Source organism: Saccharopolyspora kobensis, from assembly GCF_900108315.1.
Lineage (GTDB): Bacteria > Actinomycetota > Actinomycetes > Mycobacteriales > Pseudonocardiaceae > Saccharopolyspora > Saccharopolyspora kobensis.
Window position 1 is genome coordinate 450,463 of the sequence record NZ_FNVB01000007.1, and the last position, 19,210, is coordinate 469,672.

Below are 19,210 nucleotides of genomic sequence, written 5' to 3' on the forward strand. Positions count from 1 at the left end.
GAGGTGTCGATTTCGTGCGGAGTTGACCACGCCCAGGTGCGGTGTCGCGCGGAACCGCCCGCGTGTCAGGGGCGGAAGCCGTGCCGGATGCGGGCTGCGCGGTCGAGGAACTCGGCCGGTGTCGTGGTGCTGAACTGGAGGTCGACGAACGCGTCCGCGACGCCCAGTCCGGCCAGCTCGTGCAGGTAGTCCACGAGCTGTTCGTCCGGGCCGGTGGTCTGGGCGTTGATGCGCACCGCGGTGGCGATCGGTCCGCGCCCGGCTCGCCGGGCTTCGTCGTCGATGTCGGCCATCGTCTTCCGCAGCGCTTCCACCGGCAGTGCCACGCCGAGCCAGCCGTCCGCGCGGCGGCCGATCCGGCGGAACGCCGCTGGAGACACTCCGCCCAGGTAGATCGGCACGTGACGCTGCGCCGGCTTGGGCTGGAAGTGGCCGGGGCTGATGGTCCAGAACTCGCCGCTGTGCTGCACCGGGTCGGCTGCCCAGAGCGCCGCGAGCACGTCCAGCGTCTCGTCCAGCCGCGCGCCGCGCTGCCGCCACGGCACCCCCACCGCGTCGTACTCGTCGCGCGACCAGCTCAGCCCGAACCCGGCGATGAGCCGCCCGCGGCTGAGCCGGTCGATCCCGGCGAGGCTGCGGGCCAGGTGGATCGGCGGGTGCAGCGGTGCGTTGAGCGTGCTGGTGCCCAGCAGCGGGCTCGTGGTGGCGTTGGCGGCCAGCGTCAGCACCAGCAGCGGGTCGAGGCCGCTGCGGAACTGCTCGGGCATGGCGCCGCCCGGATAGGGCGTGATCGGATCGGTGGCGGCGTGCACGCGTTCGCCCGCCCAGAGGCTTTCGAAGCCGAGCGCTTCGGCTTCGGCCGCCAGCTGCGGCACCAGGAGCGGGTCGGAGAACGGGCCGAACTGGGGGAGTGTCAGTCCAAGGCGCATGGGAGCCATGGTGTCGCTGCGGGATCTCCGCTGCCAAGCTCTGGTCGGAACGGGTGCACCGGGACCGGCGTTCGGACCAGCGAGCGCGCCATTGCCCCGGGTGAGCGTGCAACTACACCAATGGCAGGCCGGTTATCACTGCGGGTCGCGGCCGCGCGCGTTCCGGCTGCTGCGCCGAACCCGTTCGTCGCAACGTCATCCATCAGTACGGCGGTTGTGCGCGCATTGGTGGCCCACCGGGTGTGGCGCTCGGTGCGCACTGTTAATTGTGGGAACGAGCGGTGCGTTGACGCGGAGTTTACTCGGCAGTAAGTATTCGGGTCGCCGCGCGGCCCGCACCTTTTCGTTGCCGATTCTGCGAGGTGAGGCCAATGACGTCCCAATCCCGTGGCAGACGTGTCGCCACTGCTGCCGCCCTGACCGCAGCCGCTGCGCTTGCGTTCACACCGCAAGCCCTGGCTGCCGCGTTCGACGTCAACTTCGACTGCTCCGGTTCGTCCCCGGTGGGCGAGCAGCAGTTCAGCCTGCAGCAGGGCGCCGACGTCACGGCGCCGGCGACCGTCGCCCCCGGCGGCACGCTGGACATCGTGATCGACCCGGCGGTGAACACCGTTCCCTCCGAGGTCAACGGCTACACCGTCAAGCGGATCGAGGGCATGGACCTGAAGATCCCGATCCCGGCGAACTCCACGTTCGTCTCGGCCGACCTGGAAGGCGGTTCCGGCCTCGGCCCGAACCCGCCGACGATCAGCGTGGAGGGCAACATCGCCACGCTGCACCTGGACGGCCCGATCGCGGGTGGCTCGCAGTTCGAGCTGCCCACCGTGATCGCGCACCTCACCGCCGGTGACTCCGGCACGATCGAGACGAAGCTGCACGGCACCAGCCACGACGACCCGGGGCTGACCTTCACCGCGGTGGTCTCCTCCATCATCGGTGACACCAACGTGCCCTCGCGCTGCTTCCCCAACCCCAACCCGGTCCTGACGACGACGACGATCGGCTGATCCCGACGGCGGCGGGGCTCCGCGCCCCGCCGCCGTTTCCACCCTTCCCGTTGCGGTCGAGGGATTTCCGCGTCGGAGAAGCTCCGATCGGGCCGCTCGCCGCAGCGGCGGGGCTGCTTCCCTCCCGGCCTGCGCCGGTCGGTCTTCCGCCCGGAACGCCGCCATCGCACCGAATCCGGCCGAACGGCCGAAAAGCGCTCGGTCGCTGTGGGAGCCTCGACGCCTGGAACTTCGTCACAGTTGCTGTTTCGCGGCGAACTGGAGGAGAGACGGCGGAGAAGTTTCGGGTCGAACCCGAGCACCTGCGGGGCTACGCGGGCTTGTTGGAGCGCAACGCCCAGCACTTCCTGGCGATCCGCCAGCACGCCGAGACCAAGGGTTCCGACACCAGCGGGTTCACCGGGGTGCTGGCGCTGCTGCAGCCCGTGGTGATCGCGGTCGGCAAGCTGTACGGCGAAACCCTCGAGTTCGCCAACGAGCGGCTCACCGGGGTGTCGAACGCCGTCAAGGAGTCCGCCGAGGTCTACGAGAAGGACGACCAGGCCAACTCCGAGCGGATCAAGCAGGTCGAGTCGATCATGGGTGAGGCCACCAGCCTCGGGGGGCGCAAGTGAGCGGATACGCCGACACCCAGGATCCCGCCGCGGTGCTCAACGCCGCTGCCCAGAACCGGCCCGGGCTGCAGTCCACCAAGGAGCTCATCGAGGCAGCGGGCTGGAAGCTGCAAAGCGTCAACTGGGTCTACGAGAAGGTCACCGGCGAGAACCTCGTCGACTCGCTGATCAAGCCGCTGCTGGGCGACTTCGAGAAGATCGACGAGAACGCGGCCGCCTGGAACAACATCGCCAAGGCGCTCGACGCGGTGCGCAACAACCTCAACGCCGGGCTCCGGGAGCTGGAACCGCACTGGGAGGGCGAGGCCGCGCAGAACTTCGAGCAGCACATCAGCGTGGTGTGGACGGTCGGCATCGAGGCGGATTCGCAGGTCGCCAAGCTGATCGGCGACCGGTTCCAGAACACCGCCGACACCTGCCGGATGATGTGCAACACCGCGATGTCCCTGCTGGACATCCTGATCGGCCTGCTGATGGACGCCGCGATCAAGGCCGCTTTCCCGCCAGCCTGGGCCACCGTCGTGCTGATGGTCAAGAATGCCGTCGACATCGTCGACGCGATCCGGCGGATCATCATCCAGGTCCAGCAGATCATCGAGGGCGTCAAGTCGATGATCGATGGCATCGTGGGCATGGGAACGGCATTGATGAAGATCAAGGACGTCAACAACGTCAACGACGCCATGAACGTCCTCGACGAGACCCAGGACGCCAAGCAGAAGCTCGACGACGGCAAGAAGGCGGTCAAGACCGGTGCCGTCGGCGCGGTGATGGCCGGTGCCGGTGGCGCGTGGGCGGCTCGGGGCCTGAGCAAGGGCGCCGCCTCGATGCGGTCCGGCGGAACGAGCGGAACCACCGGAACCGGGGGAACCGGTGAAGGTGCCTGACGGCGTCGCGACGAGGGTGGGAAAGGACGCAACGAGTGTCGAGTCCGATTGACGATCCGCAGCTGCGCGCGCTCACCGAGCAGCTCGACGCTGCGCTGGCCGAGGGGCGGCGGGTCGCCGAGGAGGCGGCCCAGATCGGCAGGTACGCCCCGGCGTTCACCGACGAGGACCTCGCCGAGATCGAGCAGTTCGCGCGCAGCGACCAGGCCCCGCCCGAGCTGCGGGACCTGCAACGCCGCATCGACGCCGGTGAGCTGTCCGGGCAGGACGTCCGCGCCGGGCGGGTCGCGGACGACCCCGGCGTGCTGCGCGGGCTTTCCGCCGGCATGCCCGCGTTCGAGGAAGCGCACGCCCTGCTGCGCGAAGGCCACGACGTGGACGAGGTCATCGCATCCAGGGAACCGGCCCCGGAGCAGCCCGGCGCTTCGAGCACGCCACCGCGCCCCGCCGAGGCGAACTGGGACGATCCCGACGACTTCGGCAACGACAGCTGGATGCACCGGCCGGACCGGTGGTGACGGAACCTCGTCGGCGGCTGCTGCTGCCGGGATGTCTGCCGGTGGTGCTCAGCGCGTTGTTCGGCATCGCCGGAATCGGCGTGATCGTGGCCGGTTCGGTGTCCGGCACGGCGGTCGACCGCGCTGAGCCGCACAGCTGGACGGCCGGTGACGTGGTGCTGCAGTTCAACCGCTACGGAACCTGCGAGGTGGTGCCCGAATCGGGGGAGCCCCGGGTGGTCGAACCGCAGCGGCAGGTCGAGGAGCTCCAGGTGCAGCGCTGGTTCTCCGGAACCGCCGCGATCACCTGCGACCAGCCGGTGACCGCCTGGCAGGGCAGCGCGGCCGGGCTGCGGTCGTTCGTCTCGTCATCGGTGTTCGAGTACGGCCTGGCGACCCTGGTCGTGCTGCCGCTGCTGGGACTGGTGGTGCTGCTCGTCCGGCGCCGCGGTGCGCCGCGCTGATCAGCTCCGCCGCCGCGTGATCAGGTGCGCGGCCACACCGGCGACCAGCCCCCAGAACACCGAAGCGATGCCGAACACCGTCAATCCCGAGGCCGTCACCAGGAACGCGATCAGCGCCGCCGTGCGGCTGTCGGCGTCCTCGGTGGCCTTGGCCAGCGAACCGCCGATGGTGTCGAGCAGCCCGATCCCGGCCAGCGCGGTGATCAGCGCCAGCGGGAACGCCGCGATGAGACCGCCCAGCGTCGCGCCGAAGATCCCCAGCAGGACGTAGCAGACACCGGAGGCGATGCTCGCCTTGTAGCGCTGCGCCGGATCTTCGTGGGCGTCGCGGCCCATGCACAGCGCGGCGGTGATCGCCGCCAGGTTGATCCCGAAGCAGCCCAGCGGCGCGAGCACCACGTTCACCGCACCGGTCCAGGACAGCAGCGGTGACACCGGAGTCGAGTAGCCGTGCGTCCGCAGCGTGACCACGCCGGGCAGGTTCTGCGAGGTCGTGGTGATGACGAACAGCGGGATCGCGATGCTGATCGTGGTGTGCAGCGACCAGCTCGGCCACACCCACACCGGGGCGGCCAGCGCGATCTCGACCCCACCCAGCCGCAACGACCCCTGCGCGCCGGCGAGCGCGACGCCCACCACCAGGGCGATGAGCACCGCGTAGCGCGGCAGCAGGCGCTTGCCGAGCAGGTAGCCCGCCAGCATCGACGCGACCAGCCAGAACTGGTCCTGCATGGTGGTGAAGACGCCGATGCCGAACTGCAGCAGCACACCGCCGAGCAGGGCGGCGGCGATCGAGGCGGGGATCAGGTCCACCGCGCGCTCGAACAAACCGGTCAGCCCCACCACGACGGTCAGCGCTGCGGCCAGCAGGAACGCGCCGACGGCCTCGGACATCGAGACGCCGTGACCGCTCGTGGCCAGCAGGGCGGCGCCGGGCGTCGACCAGGCGAGCACGACCGGAGCCCGGTAGCGCAGCGACAGCGCGATCGAGGTGACGCCGATGCCCACGCCCAGCGCGAGGATCCAGGAGGCGATCTCGGCGGGTCCGGCGCCGAGCGCGCGAGCGGCCTGGAAGACGATGGCCGCTGAACTGACCACCCCGACCAGCGTCGTGATCCCACCGGCGACCAGAGTGGATGCCGATGCGGTGGGGAGCCGTTGACGCAACTGCACTTCGGACCGTCCGTTCTGTATATGGAACGACGCGATGCTAGGAGGAACGGTGGAGCTGGTCAAGGTGGTGGGGGGCAACCTGCGCGCGATCCGCACCGAGCGCGAGCTGTCGTTGTCGGAAACCGCGCGGCGAGCGGGGATCGGCAAGGCGACGCTCTCGGAGCTGGAGGCCGGACGTCGCAATCCGACGCTGGAAACCCTCTACGCGCTGGCCACGGTCCTCGGCGTTCCACTGGGGCGGCTGCTGGTCGCGGAACCGGAGCCCGGCGCGGAGCCCGCTGTGGTGGTCAACCGCGCCGGCGGCGCGGAGCTGTCCGGACAGGTGGTGGAGGTGCAGCTGATGGACCGGGTGGTCACCGGCGGCCAGCGGCAGGAGATCTACCGGCTGCGCGTGCGCGCGGGTTCCAAGTACGTCTCCGCCGCGCACCGGCCCCGCGTGGTCGAGCAGCTGCTGGTGCACTCCGGAACTCTGGTCACCGGCCCGGAATCGGCCCCCGAGACCCTCGGCCCCGGCGACTACATCCGCTTCGACGGCGGGGTGGACCACGTCTACCAGGCCCCGGCCGACGACGTCCTCGCGACGCTGGTGATGCGCTACCCGGCCCCGTCCTGAGCCCGCTGGGGGCGTTTCCGCTGGTCGGGTCTCGTGAGTGTTTTGTGGGGTTATAGCACCCCAAAACACTCACGGGCCATCACCTGCCAAAACCTTCGCGCGGCCCAGGCGTCAGCGTTGAGTCGTCTCCGGGTGCGCTTGGGCACGGTGCGGAGTGAGCGCTCACTTCGCCCTTGACGGAGTGAGTGCTCACTCCGTACGGTGGTCGGCATGGGTGAGACGACGCGGCGCAGGGCGCCGGGGATGAGTCCCGAAGAGCGCCGGGCGATGATCATCACGGTCGCGATTCCGCTGGTGGCCGAGTACGGCGCGGCGGTCACGACCAAGCAGGTGGCGCGGGCCGCCGGGATCGGGGAGGCGACCATCTTTCGGGTTTTCGAGGACAAGGACGAGCTGATCTCGGCGTGCATGGAAGAAGCGCTCCGCCCGGATCAGGTGACGCGGGAGATCGCCTCGATCTCGCTCGACGACCCGCTGGCCGACCGGTTGCGTGCCGCGGCGGATGCGCTGGCCGCGCACCTGGAGCGGATCGGCACGTTGGCCGGAGCGCTGCACGCCACCGGGCATCCGAGCGGTGCGCGCAACGCCATGGCGGGCAAGCTCCGGACGAAGCGCGCGAAACGGCCCGGGTCCGCGGAGCAAGGGTCTGAGTCCGCGGAGCAACGGCCCGGGCCCGCGGAGCGGGAGGGCGGGCACCAGGTTCGCGATGCGGTGGCCGAGCTGTTCGAACCGGAACGGGATTCGCTGCGGCTGCCGCCGGACAAGCTCACCGCGATGTTCCTGGGATTCCTGTACACGCGCGGGCGCATGGGCGGCGAATCCGCCGGGGTGGAGCCCGCCGAGCTCGTCGACCTGTTCCTGCACGGCGCGCTGGCGGAGGCGAAATGACCATCACCTTGAACCACACGATCGTCCCGGCCCGGGACAACGCGGCGGCGGCCGACTTCCTGGCCGGGATCCTCGGCCTGCGCCGCCTGCCGCCGGACGGTTTCGACGGGAAGTTCGCCCCGGTCGAGGTCAACGACTCGCTGACCCTGCAGTTCATGACGCTGCCGGGCGTCGAACCGCACCACCTCGCCTTCGACGTGGCGCCCGAGGACTTCGACGAGATCCTCTCCCGACTCCGGGAGGGCGGCGTCCCCTTCGGCAGCAGCCCGATGGAACCGGACAACGGGCGGGTCGACCACCCGCTGTGCCCCAGAGGCCTCTTCTTCTGCGACGAAACCGGAAACCTCTACGAAGTCATGTCCCCGGCCTGACCCGGGGCGGCCGACCGCCGCGATTTCAATGGAATTCGCACGTCTGATTTCAATGGAATTCGCACGTCTGATTTCAATGGAATTCGCACGTCTGATTTCAATGGAATTCGCACGACCGGAGATGCCGCGCAAAGGCGAAGGCCCCTCCAGGGCGGGGGACCGGAGGGGCCTTCGCAGCTACCGAACACCAAGCTGCTTTCGGGGAACAGCACCGGCTTCGGCATCGATCGGGTGAGATCGTTCGGCGGTGCGGGGCGCTGCGACCCCGCACCGGATCAGCTGTTGTCCTCCTTCAGCATGTCCGAGCACTTCTCACCGATTGCCATGGTGGTGATGTTCGGGTTCACCGCCACCAGGAACGGCATCGCCGAGGCGTCCGCGACGCGCAGGCCATGCACGCCCTTGACCCGCAGCCGCGCGTCCAGCGGCTTGGTCGGGTCGTCGTCGGCACCCATCGGCACCGAGGCCGCCGGGTGGTAGACGGTGTTGTGGGTGCGCTTGAGGTAGTCGGCGATCTCGTCGTCGGTGCGCACGTCCGGGCCGGGGAACAGCTCCGCGCCCGCCCACTCCTGCATCGCGGGCCGGGCCACGATCTCGCGGGCCAGCTTGATGCCCTCGGTCATCACCCGCATGTCGTGCGGGTCGGTGAAGTACCGCGGGTCGACCTTCGGCTTGTCCCGGAAGTCGCGGCTGCGCAGCCGCACCGTGCCGGTGGAGCGGGCGCGGGTGACGTTCGGGGTCAGGCAGAAGCTGTTCTCCGAGGTCGGGTAGCCCTGCCGCACGGTGTGCATGTCGAAGGGCACCGAACCGTAGTGGAACATCAGGTCCGGCCGGTCCAGCCCGGGCTCGGTGGTGGTGAAGATGCCGATCTCCCACCACTGCGTCGAGTCGGTGACCATCGGCTGCTTGGCGTCCCAGCTGATCACGCCCTCCGGGTGGTCCTGGAGGCTGGAGCCGACGCCGGGGGAGTCCACCAGCACGTCGATGCCGAACTCGCGCAGGTGCTCGCCCGGGCCGATGCCCGAGAGCATCAGCAGCTTCGGGGTGTCGATGGCACCTGCGGAGAGCACCACCTCGCGGCCGGCGGTGACCGTGCGGGTGTGGATCAGGTCGGCGTCCAGGTACTGCACGCCGGTGGCGCGGGTGCCGTTGAAGGTCACCTTCTTGGCCCACGCCTGGGTGCGGATCTCCAGGTTCGGCCGGTCCAGGTTCGGGTGCAGGTAGGACACCGAGGACGAGGAGCGGGTGCCGTCCTCGCGGGCGTTGATCTGGAACCAGTTGGCCCCGTGCACCACGGTCTTGCCGGAGTTGAACTCCGTGGTCGGGATGCCCTGCTGCTCGCAGGCCCGCAGCAGCGCGGCGCCGCACGGGTCCTCCGGCGGGACGCTGCGGATGGTCACCGGGCCGCTGCGGCCGTGGTGGTCACCCGGCCCGTCGTTGGTCTCCAGCCGCTTGTACAGCGGGAAGATGTCCTTGGCGCCCCACCCGGTGGCGCCCATCGACTCCCACTCGTCGAGGTCCTCGGCCGGCGCCCAGAACGCGATGCAGGAGTTGTGCGAGGAACAGCCGCCGAGCACTCGCGCCCGCGCGTGCCGCATGAAGGAGTTGCCGTTCTCCTGCGGCTCGATCAGGTAGTCCCAGTCGTAGCCGGACTCCAGCAGCGCCATCCAGCGCTTGAGCTCCAGGATCGCCTTGTCGCCCACGTCCGACGGCCCGGCCTCCAGCAGGCACACGGTGACGTTCGGGTCCTCCGAGAGCCGTGCCGCGACCGCCGCGCCCGCGCTGCCGCCACCGACCACCACGTAGTCGAACTGGTCTGTCATTGTCCGAATCTCCGTTTCTTCTCCGCGGGTTCCGGTCATCTCGCGCACCCGTGCGAGATGCCGGACCTCATCAGGCGACCGGGCTGGTCTCGTCGTGGTCCGATGTGGACGCGTGGTCGGCGAGCACGCCGACCTTGTGGCGCTGAACGAACCAGTAGTACGCGAATCCGCCCACCGCCGCGACTCCGACGAACAGCATCGAGCTGTACTGCAGGTACCAGTGGTAGGGCGGTTCGGCGTTGTAGACCTCGCGGCGCGGCCAGGCCAGGTTGACCGTCATGCCCACGCCCCACAGCACTGCTAGCACGTTGACCGGCAGCCCGAGCTTGCCCAGGCTGAACCGGCCCTCCTCCTTGGTCGGCTGCCACTTGCCGCGTAGCCGCGCGATCAGCATCGGCACCGTGACCAGCAGGTAGGAGATGTAGATCAGGATGATCGCCAGGCTGGTGATGGCGGTGAAGATCTGCGGCTGGCCGATGTTGACCACCAGCAGCGCCACCGCGAGCACGCCGATGACCACCGCGGGGATCACCGGGGTCTGGAACCGCGGGCTGACGCGCGCCAGCAGCTTGCCCGCGGGCAGCGCGTTGTCGCGGGCCATGGCGAAGGCGATGCGGATCGCCGCGGTGTGCACCGCCAGCACGCAGACCGTGATCGCCACGAAGATGGCCAGCAGGAACAATCGGCCGACGAACGGCCCCAGCGCGTCGTTGAGCACGAACTGCAGGCCGCTGGAGGCCAGCTCAGGCGCGGAGAAGTCGCGCGTGGCCATCATGCCGAACAGCAGGATCAGGCCGCCGAGGACGAACGAGGCGATCAGCGCCCGCAGGATCGCCTTGGGCGCGTTGCGGTGCGGGTTGATGGACTCCTCGCCCAGCGAGGCGGCGGTGTCGAAGCCGTACATCACGTACGACGAGGCGATCCCGGCGATCAGGAAGGCGCTGAGGTAGCTGCCGCCGAAGGCCGATTCGGTGCCGTTGGTGTCGAACACGACAGTCGGCGGGTTCACCGCCACCAGCGCCAGGGCGACGATCAGCAGCACCGCGGCGACCAGCTCGATGAACACGCCACCGCTGTTGATCCGGGCCATCAGCTTGACGCCGAAGGCGTTGACCAGCGTGGTGAACAGGATCAGCACCAGCGCCAGCAGGATGCCGTTGACCGCGGCGTCGGTGCTGTTGGAACCGTCGCCGATGACCTGGAAACCGGACCAGATCTGCGGGAGCGTGTTCTGGTAGGCCAGCGCGGTGGCCGAGATCGACACGATCGAGGCCAGCAGCATCATCCACCCGGCCAGCCAGCCGACGTGCTGACCGCCCAGCTTCTTCGCCCAGTTGTAGACGGAGCCGGCGATCGGGTACCGGGATGCCAGCTCGGCGAAACTCAACGCCACGAGCAACTGCCCCAGGAACACGATCGGCCAGGACCACCAGTAGGCGGGTCCTCCGAAGGAAAGGCCGAAGTAGGACAGTTGGAAGGTGCCGGTGAGCACCGAGATGTAGCTGATCCCGGCCGCGAAGGTGTGGAAGCCTCCGAGACTTCTCTTCAGTTTGTTGGTGTAACCGAACTCGTTGAGCTCAGCGTCATAATTGGGCGCGCTCATGCCCCGAACTCCTTTCCCGATCAACGCCGCCCGCCGGATGCGGGAGGGTTGGACCGGGTGGTTGCTTGCGTCGCGCGAAATGCGATCGCGACCTCTTGGGCCGCACAGGTGCGCTGCGGCGGTGGATCAACACCGCCGCAGCGCACCGAATCTCCTTACTTCCCGGAGAACCAGTTCTGCGGCCCGGGCCGCAGGTTCTGGAAGACGTGCTTGGCCTCCTGGTATTCACCGAGTCCGGCGCGGCCGAGTTCGCGGCCGATGCCGGACTGCTTGTACCCGCCCCATTCCGCCTGCGGCAGGTAGGGGTGGAAGTCGTTGATCCACACGGTGCCGTGCCGCAGCCGGTTGGCCACCCGCTGCGCCTTGGCCGGGTCACCGGTGAACACCCCGCCGGCCAGGCCGTAGTGGGTGTCGTTGGCGATGCGCACCGCGTCGTCCTCGTCGGTGAAGCGCTCCACCGTCAGCACCGGGCCGAAGGACTCCTCGACCACGGCGTAGGAACCCTGCTGCACGTCGTCGAGCACGGTCGGCAGGTAGTAGTGGCCGTTCGCGTAGCGCTCGCCCTCGGGGCGGCGGCCACCGGTGCGCAGGACAGCGCCCTCGGCGACGGACTTGGCCACGTATTCGTCGACCTTCTGCAGGTGCGCGGCCGAGATCAGCGGCCCGGTCTCGGCGTCGGCGTCGAACGGCCCGCCGAGGCGGATCAGCTCGGCGCGGCGGACGATCTCGTCCACCAGCGCGTCGTGCAGTTCGTCCTGCACGATCAGCCGCGCACCTGCCGAGCACACCTGGCCGGAGTGCAGGAACACCGCGGTCAGCGCGTAGTCCACGGCGGTCTCGAAGTCGGCGTCGGCGAAGACCACGTTGGGGTTCTTGCCGCCCAGTTCCAGGGCGACCTTCTTGACCGTGGCGGCGGCCGCGGCGGAGACCTTGCGGCCGGTGTGCAGGCCACCGGTGAAGGAGACCAGGTCGATGTCGGGGTGCTCGGAGAGCACCGAGCCGACCTCGGCGCCGGTGCCCAGCACCAGGTTGCCGACACCGGCGGGCAGCCCGGCCTCGGTCAGCGCGCGCATCAGCAGGATCGCGGTGCTCGGCGTGAGCTCGCTGGGCTTGAGCACGAAGGTGTCGCCCGCCGCGATGGCCGGGGCGACCTTCCAGGCCACCTGCAGCAGCGGGTAGTTCCAGGGCGTGATCATGCCGCACACGCCGACCGGTTCGTACTGCACGCGGCTGATCGAGTCGCGGGAGCCGGTGTCGACCAGGTGGCCCGCGTCGGTGCCCGCGATCTTGCCGAAGTAGCGGAAGCAGGCGGCGATGTCGTCCATGTCGAATTCGCTCTCGACCAGCCGCTTGCCGGTGTCCAGCGATTCGGCGCGGGCGAACTCGGCCTTGTCGCGCACCAGGATGTCGCTGACCCGCAGCAGCAGGTCACCGCGCTCCCACGGCGAGCTGGTCGCCCAGGAGCCCTCGTCGAAGGCGCGGCGGGCCGCGGCGATGGCGCGCTCGGTGTCGGCCCGCCCGCCCTCGGCCACGGTGGCGACCAGTTCCCCGTCGGCGGGGCAGCGGATCTCGCGGGTGCGGCCGTCCGCGGCAGGCACCCATTCGCCGTCGATGAACAGCGTGGCCGCCGAATTCTCAGCTTGCGACATGCTCGTATCCCCGTGATGTCGGTTGTGCTTAATGTGCTGGAACCGCACGACCTCGCACTTCTGGTGGCGGTGTGGTCACACAATGCCGCGAGAGCCGGCACTTCGCCACGCGAATCGTCGTCGTCGCATCGGGGCGAAATTCGACGAATGGTGCCTTCGGCACGCCGTGGTGCGATTTCACCTCCTGGCGGTGCATTCGGTGGCGGCCGTGCGCGGTCTTCGTTCAATTCCAGCGTCAGATCGATTCCACGACCTGGTGCGATTGCTCTCAGTGCCGCCGAAGACCCTAACACCGGTGGTGTACATCTGTACATCACCGGGCTCGGAGGATGTCGTTCTCCGTTGAAAATATGCGCTCCGAACAGCATGAACGCCAATTCGGTGACCTGGGCCGCATCGCGCGGGCACCGGGGCATGGCAGGCTGGGCGAGGTCATCCGGCCCGCTACCGGAGGTGGCCGGCAACACGGGAGGGACGCCGAAGCGAATGTCGACCACGCAGCCCGCGCCCGCCGCGCGCCGCAAGGACCCGGCCCGGCCCGAGCGCATCGCGCGCGCCGCGATCGCCGTCGTCGCCGAGCGCGGTGTGGACAAGCTCACCCACCGCGCGGTCGCGGCGCAGGCCGGGGTGCCGCTGGGGTCGACCACCTACTACTTCGCCACCCTGGACGACCTGCTGGCCAGCGCCCTGCGGCAGGCGGCCGCCGACGACGTCGCGCACCTGCGGGAGTGGGCCCGGCGGCTCGACGGCGACCTGGCCGTCGCGCTGACCGATCTGGTGCTGCACTACCTCGGCCCGGCCCGCGCGCAGACCGCGGTGGAGCACCAGCTCTACATCGCCGCGCTGCACAAGCCCGCGCTGCACGGCGCGAGCCAGGAGTGGGACAGCGCGCTGGCCGAGCTGTTCGCCTCGCTCGTCGACCCGGCCACCGGCCGCGCGCTGTCGGTGGTGTTCTGCGGATTGCTGCTGCAAGGCATCGTCCGGGAATCGGTGCCGAGCCGAGATGAAATCGAGATGATATTCCGCCGGGTGCTGCCGCGGCCTGCGGAAAGCTGATTCCAGCAGGCATTTCTCGCCGGGTGTCCGATCGGTCAACATCGGATGTCCGTTGCATTGCACCGAATCCGGGGCTGTTGATCTAGCTGCCCGGGCCGGGAAGAATGGTGCCAGCGATCCGTGGCACCCTGCGCGCCGGGCGTGCGCCGCCGCCGGTTTTCAGCCCGGTGGAGCACATCGCCGGGCGTTTTTCCGGTGTACAACGGACTTGCCGCGTCGGGGCGTGGCTCGCTCCCAGCACATTTGATCAACTCAGGTGGGGTGAGACCGTGGGGCACAGCGAAGACCGCGAATTGGTGCCGCTTAAGTCGGATTTCGACACAGTGTGGTACGGGTTCCGCAGATCTCAGGTGAAGTTCTACATTCAGCAGACCGAGGCCGAGGTGCGGATGCTCGCCGAGGATCGCGACTCGGCGCTCAGCCAGGTCGGCGATCTGACCGCGCAGCTGGAGCAGGCGCGGGCCGAAGTCGACTCGCTCAAGCAGCAGCTCGACGAGCAGGCCCGCACGCCGGTCGATGCCGCTGCGCTGACGGACCGCTTACGCCGGATGGTCCGGCTCGCCAACGATGAGGCGAACGAGGTGGTCGCCGCCGCGCAGGCCGCGGCGGAGCACGAGTGGGCGCGCAGCGAGCAGGCCGCGGCCGAGCTGCGCGAGCGCTACGAGAAGCTGGTCGCCGAGGCCGACGAGTGGCGGCGGCAGTCCGAGCAGCAGCGCAACGAGATGCTCGCCCGCACCCGCGAGGAAGTCCAGGCCATGAAGCGCGAGGCCGAGGACTGCCGCCGCAAGCTCGACAACGACGCCGAGCAGCGGCGCACCCAGGTCGAGCACGACTTCGAGGTGTCCATGGCGGCGCGCCGCGAAGAGGCGATGCGCATCATGGCCGAGCGCGAGCAGGCCAGCCGGGAGGCGGCGCAGCGGCGGGTCCGCGAGGCCACCGCGGAAGCGGAGCGGCGGATCCGGCGGGCCGACGAGTACGCCGAGACGATGCTGCGCATGCGGCAGGACCTCGCGCAGCGGGTCCGCGCCGCGCAGCAGGTGCTGGCCACCGCGGAACCGTTCCTGGTCGCGACGGAAGCGGGCGCGGCCACCGAGGGCTCGGACGGCTACGTCACCGAAGTGGTCCACAATGGACACGTGCCGTCCGGCGACGTCGACGTCCCGGAGCAGCGCCACGAGGAGCCGGTGCCCGAAGGAGCGGCCGCCGGCGCCTGAGAACGCCGAGGTCTCGCGAGGGCCCGCGGGTTCTCGCGAGACCTCTGCTGCCCGCACCCCCGCCGTCACCCGCCCGCCCGCTCGGCGGGCGGAGTCGATCACGAACCGCGAAGATCCTCACCGGCGGAGCCGCCCGGCGAGAACTCGCCGACACCTTCCGGGCTCCGTGCGTGATCACTAGGTTCGACTGGGATTCGGCGCAGTGGGAGGCGGAATGAACTGGCGCGGTCTGGTCACCACCGTCGCGGTGTGCGGCATGCTGCTGGTCGGCGCACCGGTGGGTGCGGCACCACCGGCGGACGACGTGCGTGACCGGCTGGAGGCGGTGCCCGATCTGACGGTGGTGGGCGAGCGGCCCACCGAACCGGGATTCCGGCTGTTCGACCTGACCTTCACCCAGCCCGCCGACCACCGGAACCCGGCGGCCGGGCAGTTCCAGCAGCGCCTGACCCTGCTGCACCGCGACCTGTCGCGGCCGACCGTGCTCTACACCTCGGGCTACGGCCTGCCGGAGAAGACCGCCCGCACCGAGCCGACGCGGCTGGTCGACGGCAACCAGGTGAGCCTGGAGCACCGCTTCTTCACCCCGTCCCGCCCGGACCCGGCGGACTGGGGCGACCTGGACATCTGGCAGGCCGCCACCGACCAGCACCGGGTGATCAGCGCGCTGCGCGCGGTCTACGACGACCAGTGGATCACCACCGGGGCCAGCAAGGGCGGCATGACGGCGGTCTACCACCGGCGGTTCTACCCCGACGACGTCGACGGCACGGTCGCCTACGTGGCGCCCAACGACGTCGACAACGACCAGGACCGCTACGACGAGTTCCTGGCCGGGGTCGGCACCGACCCGGCCTGCCGGGCGGCGCTGACCGCGGTGCAGCGCGAGGCGCTGGTGCGGCGCGACGAGCTGGTGGCGAAGTTCCAGGCCTACGCCGACGCCGAGGGGCTGACCTTCGACCGGATCATCGGCGACATCGACCGCGGCTTCGAGATGGTCGTGATCGACACGCCCTTCGCGTTCTGGCAGTACCGCGGCCAGGACGACTGCGCCCAGGTGCCCGCCACCACGGCGAGCACCGACGAGATCTACGCGTTCTTCGACCGGACCACGGAGTTCCGCTTCTACACCGACCAGGGCATCGAGCCGTACGCGCCGTACTACTACCAGGCGGGCACCCAGCTGGGCTGGCCGCACGTCTCCGATGAGCCGCTGGCCGACCTGCTGCACAACCGCGAGCTCAGCCAGCCCCGCAACCTGGTCTCGCGGGAGATCCCGATGCGCTTCGAACCGGGCGTGATGCACCGGGTCGACGCGTGGGTTCGCAGCCGCGGTTCGGAGCTGATGTTCGTCAACGGCGAGCGCGACCCCTGGAGCGCCGAGCCCTTCGAGCTGGGCCCCGGCACCCGCGACTCCTACAGCTACCTGGTCCCGGGCGCCAACCACGGAGCCAAGATCGAGGGCCTGCCCGCCGACCAGCGGGCCGAGGCCGAGCAGACGCTCCGCCGCTGGGCCGAGGTCGAAGCACCGGCCATGCGCTCCGCGGTCCTGGACGCCGAACCGCTCCAGCGCCACCCCCGCTGAGCAACGGCGAAGGGCACCTCGCTCGCGCGGGGTGCCCTTCGCAGTGTCCGGGTCAGCCGGTCTTGGTCCGCGCCTTGCGGCGGGCGGCGAGGGTGTCGTAGGTGTTCATCAGGAACTTGTGCGACGGGCGCTCCACCACGCGGGTCAGCGCCCAGCCGAGGACGGTGCCGGTGATCAGCATCGCGGCGGTCTGCAGCAGCGGGTCGACGCCGACGTCGTCCAGCTTGCGCATCACGATGTAACCGATCGTCTGGTGCACCAGGAACACGCCGTAGGAGATGCCCGCGAACCAGCTGATCCGGCCGGCCAGCCAGTTCGGCACCACCCGGTTCCAGTCCGGGCCGTAGGCGGTCACCGCCACCACGAGCATGCCCAGGCACACCGCGATCGTGGATCCCCAGTCGGCCACCAGACCCTCGGGCGTCTCGGCGTAGTTGTGCAGCGCCTGACCGGCCATGCAGGCCAGCAGCATGCCGAGGAAGTGCGGCAGCGAGATCCGCCGCGTCGACCACAGCCAGATCGCCACGCCGACCACGAACAGGTGCCAGCGGTGCACGCCGATGCCGTCGACGACGGTCCGGTAGATCTCCGAGGGATCGCTGACCCGCAGCGGCCACTGGACGATCGGCAGCAGCACCGCCAGCCACAGCACGACGATGATCCGCCGCCCGTGGCCCCACTTGGTGGCGAACAGCGCCGCGGCGGCGGTGAAGCCCATCAGCTGCAGCGGAACGGTCCAGTGCGAACCGTCGATGAACCAGTAGTCGGCGGGCTTCCAGTTCCACAGCATCAGCAGGTTGGACACCAGATCGCTGCGGGTGGGGTAGAACCAGCCCTCCACGGCCGCCCAGCGCATCACCAGGAAGACCACCACGACGGCGCCGACGAACGGCGGAACGAGCCGGGCCATCCGCCCCCACCAGTAGCGCAGCAGCGTGCCGCGGCCGATGGTCACGCACGCGAAGTACGCCGAGATCACCAGCAGCAGGCTCGCCCCGACCTGGAACGGGAAGACGACCGAGCGCGGTGTCATCTCCGGATGCAGGTAGGTGCTCAGGAAGGTGGAGTGGTAGAGCATCACCAGCACGACGCAGGCGGTTCGCACCACGTCCCAGCTGATCTTGCGCTTGCTCCGGCCCGAGCTCCGCTTGGTGGCAGTGGGTGTCATCTCGGGCACGCGGGTCACCGTACCAGGGGTGTTTGTCTGAATCTCGAAGGATCATCGCGTTCTGCGCTGGGCAGATGGCGCAGCGGTCCGCACCGGTTGGTCCATGTCGGATTGGTCACGGTTTTCGGGCCAGCGCGGCGTAGCTCAGCGGGGTGCCGGTGCTCAGGCCCGCATCGCCGGGCTCCGGTCGCCAGTCCGCGGTCGGCACCACTCCGGGATCCAGCACCTCCAGGCCCGCCAGCAGCGACTCCAGTTCGGCGCGGCTGCGCGCGGTCCCGGACAGCAGATCGGCCATCGCGCGCATGGCCTCCGGCGCGTGATCGGCGGTGAAGTGGGTGAGCCCGAGCAGCGAGCCCGGGGCGAAGACGTCGAGGTAGCCGTCGAGCACCGCGGCCGGGTCGTCGGGGACGAAGTGCAGCACGGAGAACATCAGCACCGCCACCGGTTCGGCCGGGTCCAGCAGCCCGCGGGTGCGGTCGGAGGCGAGCACCGCGTCGACGTCGTGCAGGTCGGCGTGCACGATCGCGGCGTTGGGCACGCCCTCCAGCAGCAGCTCGCCCTGGGTGACGGCGAGCGGCTCGCTGTCGATGTAGACCACCCGCGCGTCCGGGACCAGCTGCTGCGCGATCTGGTGCGCGGTGCCGATGGTCGGGATTCCGCAGCCGACGTCCATGAACTGCCGGATGCCCAGGTCCAGGCAGGTGCGCACCACGCGCTGCAGGCAGGCGCGGTTGACCAGCGCGTCCAGCCGCGCGTCCGGGGCCACCGCGAGCACCCGGCGGGCGAGCTCGCGGTCCGAGGAGAAGTTGCTGCCACCGCCCAGGAGGAAGTCGTGCACCCGCGCGCCGCTGGGGCGGTCCAGGTCCAGGTCGTGCGGGAGCGGGGAGTTCTCGGACATGGTTCCTCCGGGTGACCGTGCTGGAGCGCAGAGTAGTTGCCCGACCGTGTCCCGAACAGGGTGAAAAGTGATCGAGCACACTAACGCTGCGTCATTGACCTGGAGTGCGCTGGAGGTTCGAGACTGCTGTGGAACCGCGAGATTCGGTGAAGGGATGAGTTCGATGGCGCAGTACGTGTTGCCGGAGTTGGATTACGACTACGCGGCGTTGGAGCCGGCGATCGCCGGTGAGATCAACGAGTTGCACCACAGCAAGCATCACGCGACCTACGTCAAGGGCGCCAACGACACGATCGAGAAGATCGCCGAGGCGCGGGAGAAGGGTGATTTCTCGTCGATCGTGGGGCTGGAGACCACGTTGGCGTTCCACTTGGCGGGGCATTCGTTGCACCTGGTGTGGTGGAAGATCCTGTCTCCGAACGGTGGGGACAAGCCGACCGGTGAGCTGGCGGCGGCGATCGATGAGGACTTCGGTTCCTTCGATGCGTTCCGGGCTCAGATGGAGGCGGTGTCGGGCACGATCCAGGGCAATGGCTGGGGTGTGCTGGCGTGGGATCCGGTGGGGCGGCGGCTGGTGACTCAGCAGTTGCGTGATCATCACTCGAACCTGTCGATCGCCACGACGCCGCTGCTGGTGTTCGACATCTGGGAGCACGCGTACTACCTGCAGTACCGCAATGTGAAGGCGGACTACATCAAGCAGTTGTGGAACGTGGTGAACTGGGAGGAGGTCGGCAAGCGTTTCGCCGATGCCCGTGCGGGCTACAACGG

General features: G+C 69.4%; 19 protein-coding genes. 12 read left to right on the forward strand and 7 right to left on the reverse strand.

Annotation, left to right across the window (positions count from 1 at the left end; genetic code table 11):
• Positions 1 to 65: 65 nt before the first annotated feature.
• A complete protein-coding gene (locus tag C4T78_RS24930; RefSeq protein WP_093354649.1) occupies positions 66 to 929 on the reverse strand; it encodes a TIGR03619 family F420-dependent LLM class oxidoreductase in 864 nt (287 codons plus the stop codon).
• Positions 930 to 1,300: 371 nt separating this feature from the next.
• Here C4T78_RS24930 and C4T78_RS24935 point away from each other — a divergent pair, with 371 nt between their 5' ends.
• From C4T78_RS24935 to C4T78_RS24955, 5 genes are all read left to right on the forward strand, one after another.
• Positions 1,301 to 1,936 carry a cyclase gene (locus tag C4T78_RS24935; protein ID WP_093354646.1) on the forward strand — a complete coding sequence of 212 codons (636 nt, stop codon included), beginning with the start codon at positions 1,301 to 1,303 and terminating at the stop codon, positions 1,934 to 1,936.
• Between the two features lie 323 nt (positions 1,937 to 2,259).
• Positions 2,260 to 2,550 (forward strand): hypothetical protein, encoded by a 291-nt coding sequence (locus C4T78_RS37440; protein WP_235863640.1) that lies wholly within the window; start codon positions 2,260 to 2,262, stop codon positions 2,548 to 2,550.
• A complete protein-coding gene (locus C4T78_RS24945) occupies positions 2,547 to 3,437 on the forward strand; it encodes a WXG100 family type VII secretion target (RefSeq protein WP_093354644.1) in 891 nt (296 codons plus the stop codon). The genes C4T78_RS37440 and C4T78_RS24945 overlap by 4 nt, the downstream gene beginning before the upstream one ends.
• A 35-nt stretch (positions 3,438 to 3,472) precedes the next feature.
• On the forward strand, positions 3,473 to 3,955 hold the full coding sequence (locus tag C4T78_RS24950) for a hypothetical protein (RefSeq protein ID WP_093354641.1): 483 nt from the start codon (positions 3,473 to 3,475) through the stop codon (positions 3,953 to 3,955).
• On the forward strand, positions 3,952 to 4,398 hold the full coding sequence (locus C4T78_RS24955) for a hypothetical protein (protein ID WP_143185917.1): 447 nt from the start codon (positions 3,952 to 3,954) through the stop codon (positions 4,396 to 4,398). Before C4T78_RS24950 ends, C4T78_RS24955 begins: the two co-directional genes overlap by 4 nt.
• On the opposite strand, the gene C4T78_RS24960 is transcribed toward C4T78_RS24955, so the two are convergent.
• Positions 4,399 to 5,571 (reverse strand): benzoate/H(+) symporter BenE family transporter, encoded by a 1,173-nt coding sequence (locus tag C4T78_RS24960; RefSeq protein ID WP_093354636.1) that lies wholly within the window; start codon positions 5,569 to 5,571, stop codon positions 4,399 to 4,401.
• A gap of 49 nt (positions 5,572 to 5,620) precedes the next feature.
• Here C4T78_RS24960 and C4T78_RS24965 point away from each other — a divergent pair, with 49 nt between their 5' ends.
• The 3 genes from C4T78_RS24965 to C4T78_RS24975 all read left to right on the forward strand — a co-directional run bounded on the left by C4T78_RS24965 (position 5,621) and on the right by C4T78_RS24975 (position 7,443).
• On the forward strand, positions 5,621 to 6,184 hold the full coding sequence (locus C4T78_RS24965) for a helix-turn-helix domain-containing protein (RefSeq protein WP_093354634.1): 564 nt from the start codon (positions 5,621 to 5,623) through the stop codon (positions 6,182 to 6,184).
• A 210-nt stretch (positions 6,185 to 6,394) separates the two neighbouring features.
• Positions 6,395 to 7,072: a TetR/AcrR family transcriptional regulator gene (locus C4T78_RS24970; RefSeq protein ID WP_309599291.1), complete on the forward strand. Its 678-nt coding sequence runs from the start codon at positions 6,395 to 6,397 to the stop codon at positions 7,070 to 7,072.
• Entirely contained in the window at positions 7,069 to 7,443 is a 375-nt protein-coding gene (locus C4T78_RS24975; RefSeq protein WP_093354630.1) for a VOC family protein, read from the forward strand. Before C4T78_RS24970 ends, C4T78_RS24975 begins: the two co-directional genes overlap by 4 nt.
• Positions 7,444 to 7,718: 275 nt before the next feature.
• Here C4T78_RS24975 and C4T78_RS24980 read toward each other — a convergent pair whose 3' ends face one another.
• The 3 genes from C4T78_RS24980 to C4T78_RS24990 all read right to left on the reverse strand — a co-directional run bounded on the left by C4T78_RS24980 (position 7,719) and on the right by C4T78_RS24990 (position 12,518).
• Positions 7,719 to 9,266, reverse strand: a complete 1,548-nt coding sequence (locus C4T78_RS24980) for a GMC family oxidoreductase (RefSeq protein ID WP_093354627.1) — start codon at positions 9,264 to 9,266, stop codon at positions 7,719 to 7,721.
• 70 nt (positions 9,267 to 9,336) lie between these two features.
• Entirely contained in the window at positions 9,337 to 10,869 is a 1,533-nt protein-coding gene (locus C4T78_RS24985; RefSeq protein ID WP_093354625.1) for an APC family permease, read from the reverse strand.
• 155 nt (positions 10,870 to 11,024) lie between these two features.
• Positions 11,025 to 12,518 carry an aldehyde dehydrogenase family protein gene (locus C4T78_RS24990; protein ID WP_093354623.1) on the reverse strand — a complete coding sequence of 498 codons (1,494 nt, stop codon included), beginning with the start codon at positions 12,516 to 12,518 and terminating at the stop codon, positions 11,025 to 11,027.
• Between the two features lie 486 nt (positions 12,519 to 13,004).
• Here C4T78_RS24990 and C4T78_RS24995 point away from each other — a divergent pair, with 486 nt between their 5' ends.
• The 3 genes from C4T78_RS24995 to C4T78_RS25005 all read left to right on the forward strand — a co-directional run bounded on the left by C4T78_RS24995 (position 13,005) and on the right by C4T78_RS25005 (position 16,373).
• Positions 13,005 to 13,574 carry a TetR/AcrR family transcriptional regulator gene (locus tag C4T78_RS24995; RefSeq protein ID WP_093354620.1) on the forward strand — a complete coding sequence of 190 codons (570 nt, stop codon included), beginning with the start codon at positions 13,005 to 13,007 and terminating at the stop codon, positions 13,572 to 13,574.
• 350 nt (positions 13,575 to 13,924) lie between these two features.
• Positions 13,925 to 14,788, forward strand: a complete 864-nt coding sequence (locus C4T78_RS25000; RefSeq protein ID WP_235863638.1) for a coiled-coil domain-containing protein — start codon at positions 13,925 to 13,927, stop codon at positions 14,786 to 14,788.
• Positions 14,789 to 15,002: 214 nt separating this feature from the next.
• The gene (locus tag C4T78_RS25005; protein WP_093354615.1) at positions 15,003 to 16,373 is read left to right on the forward strand and encodes a S28 family serine protease; all 1,371 of its coding nucleotides are present in this window, start codon (positions 15,003 to 15,005) and stop codon (positions 16,371 to 16,373) included.
• A 52-nt stretch (positions 16,374 to 16,425) separates the two neighbouring features.
• Here the strand turns inward: C4T78_RS25005 and C4T78_RS25010 are convergent, their stop codons facing one another.
• Together C4T78_RS25010 and C4T78_RS25015 are read right to left on the reverse strand one after the other, a co-directional pair.
• Complete coding sequence (locus C4T78_RS25010; protein ID WP_177247677.1) at positions 16,426 to 17,541, reverse strand: acyltransferase family protein; 1,116 nt, start codon at positions 17,539 to 17,541, stop codon at positions 16,426 to 16,428.
• A 115-nt stretch (positions 17,542 to 17,656) separates the two neighbouring features.
• Positions 17,657 to 18,439 carry an SAM-dependent methyltransferase gene (locus C4T78_RS25015; protein WP_093354610.1) on the reverse strand — a complete coding sequence of 261 codons (783 nt, stop codon included), beginning with the start codon at positions 18,437 to 18,439 and terminating at the stop codon, positions 17,657 to 17,659.
• 163 nt (positions 18,440 to 18,602) lie between these two features.
• Here C4T78_RS25015 and C4T78_RS25020 point away from each other — a divergent pair.
• Positions 18,603 to 19,210, forward strand: a 608-nt coding sequence (locus tag C4T78_RS25020) for a superoxide dismutase (protein WP_103908139.1), incomplete at its 3' end; no start/stop codon positions are given.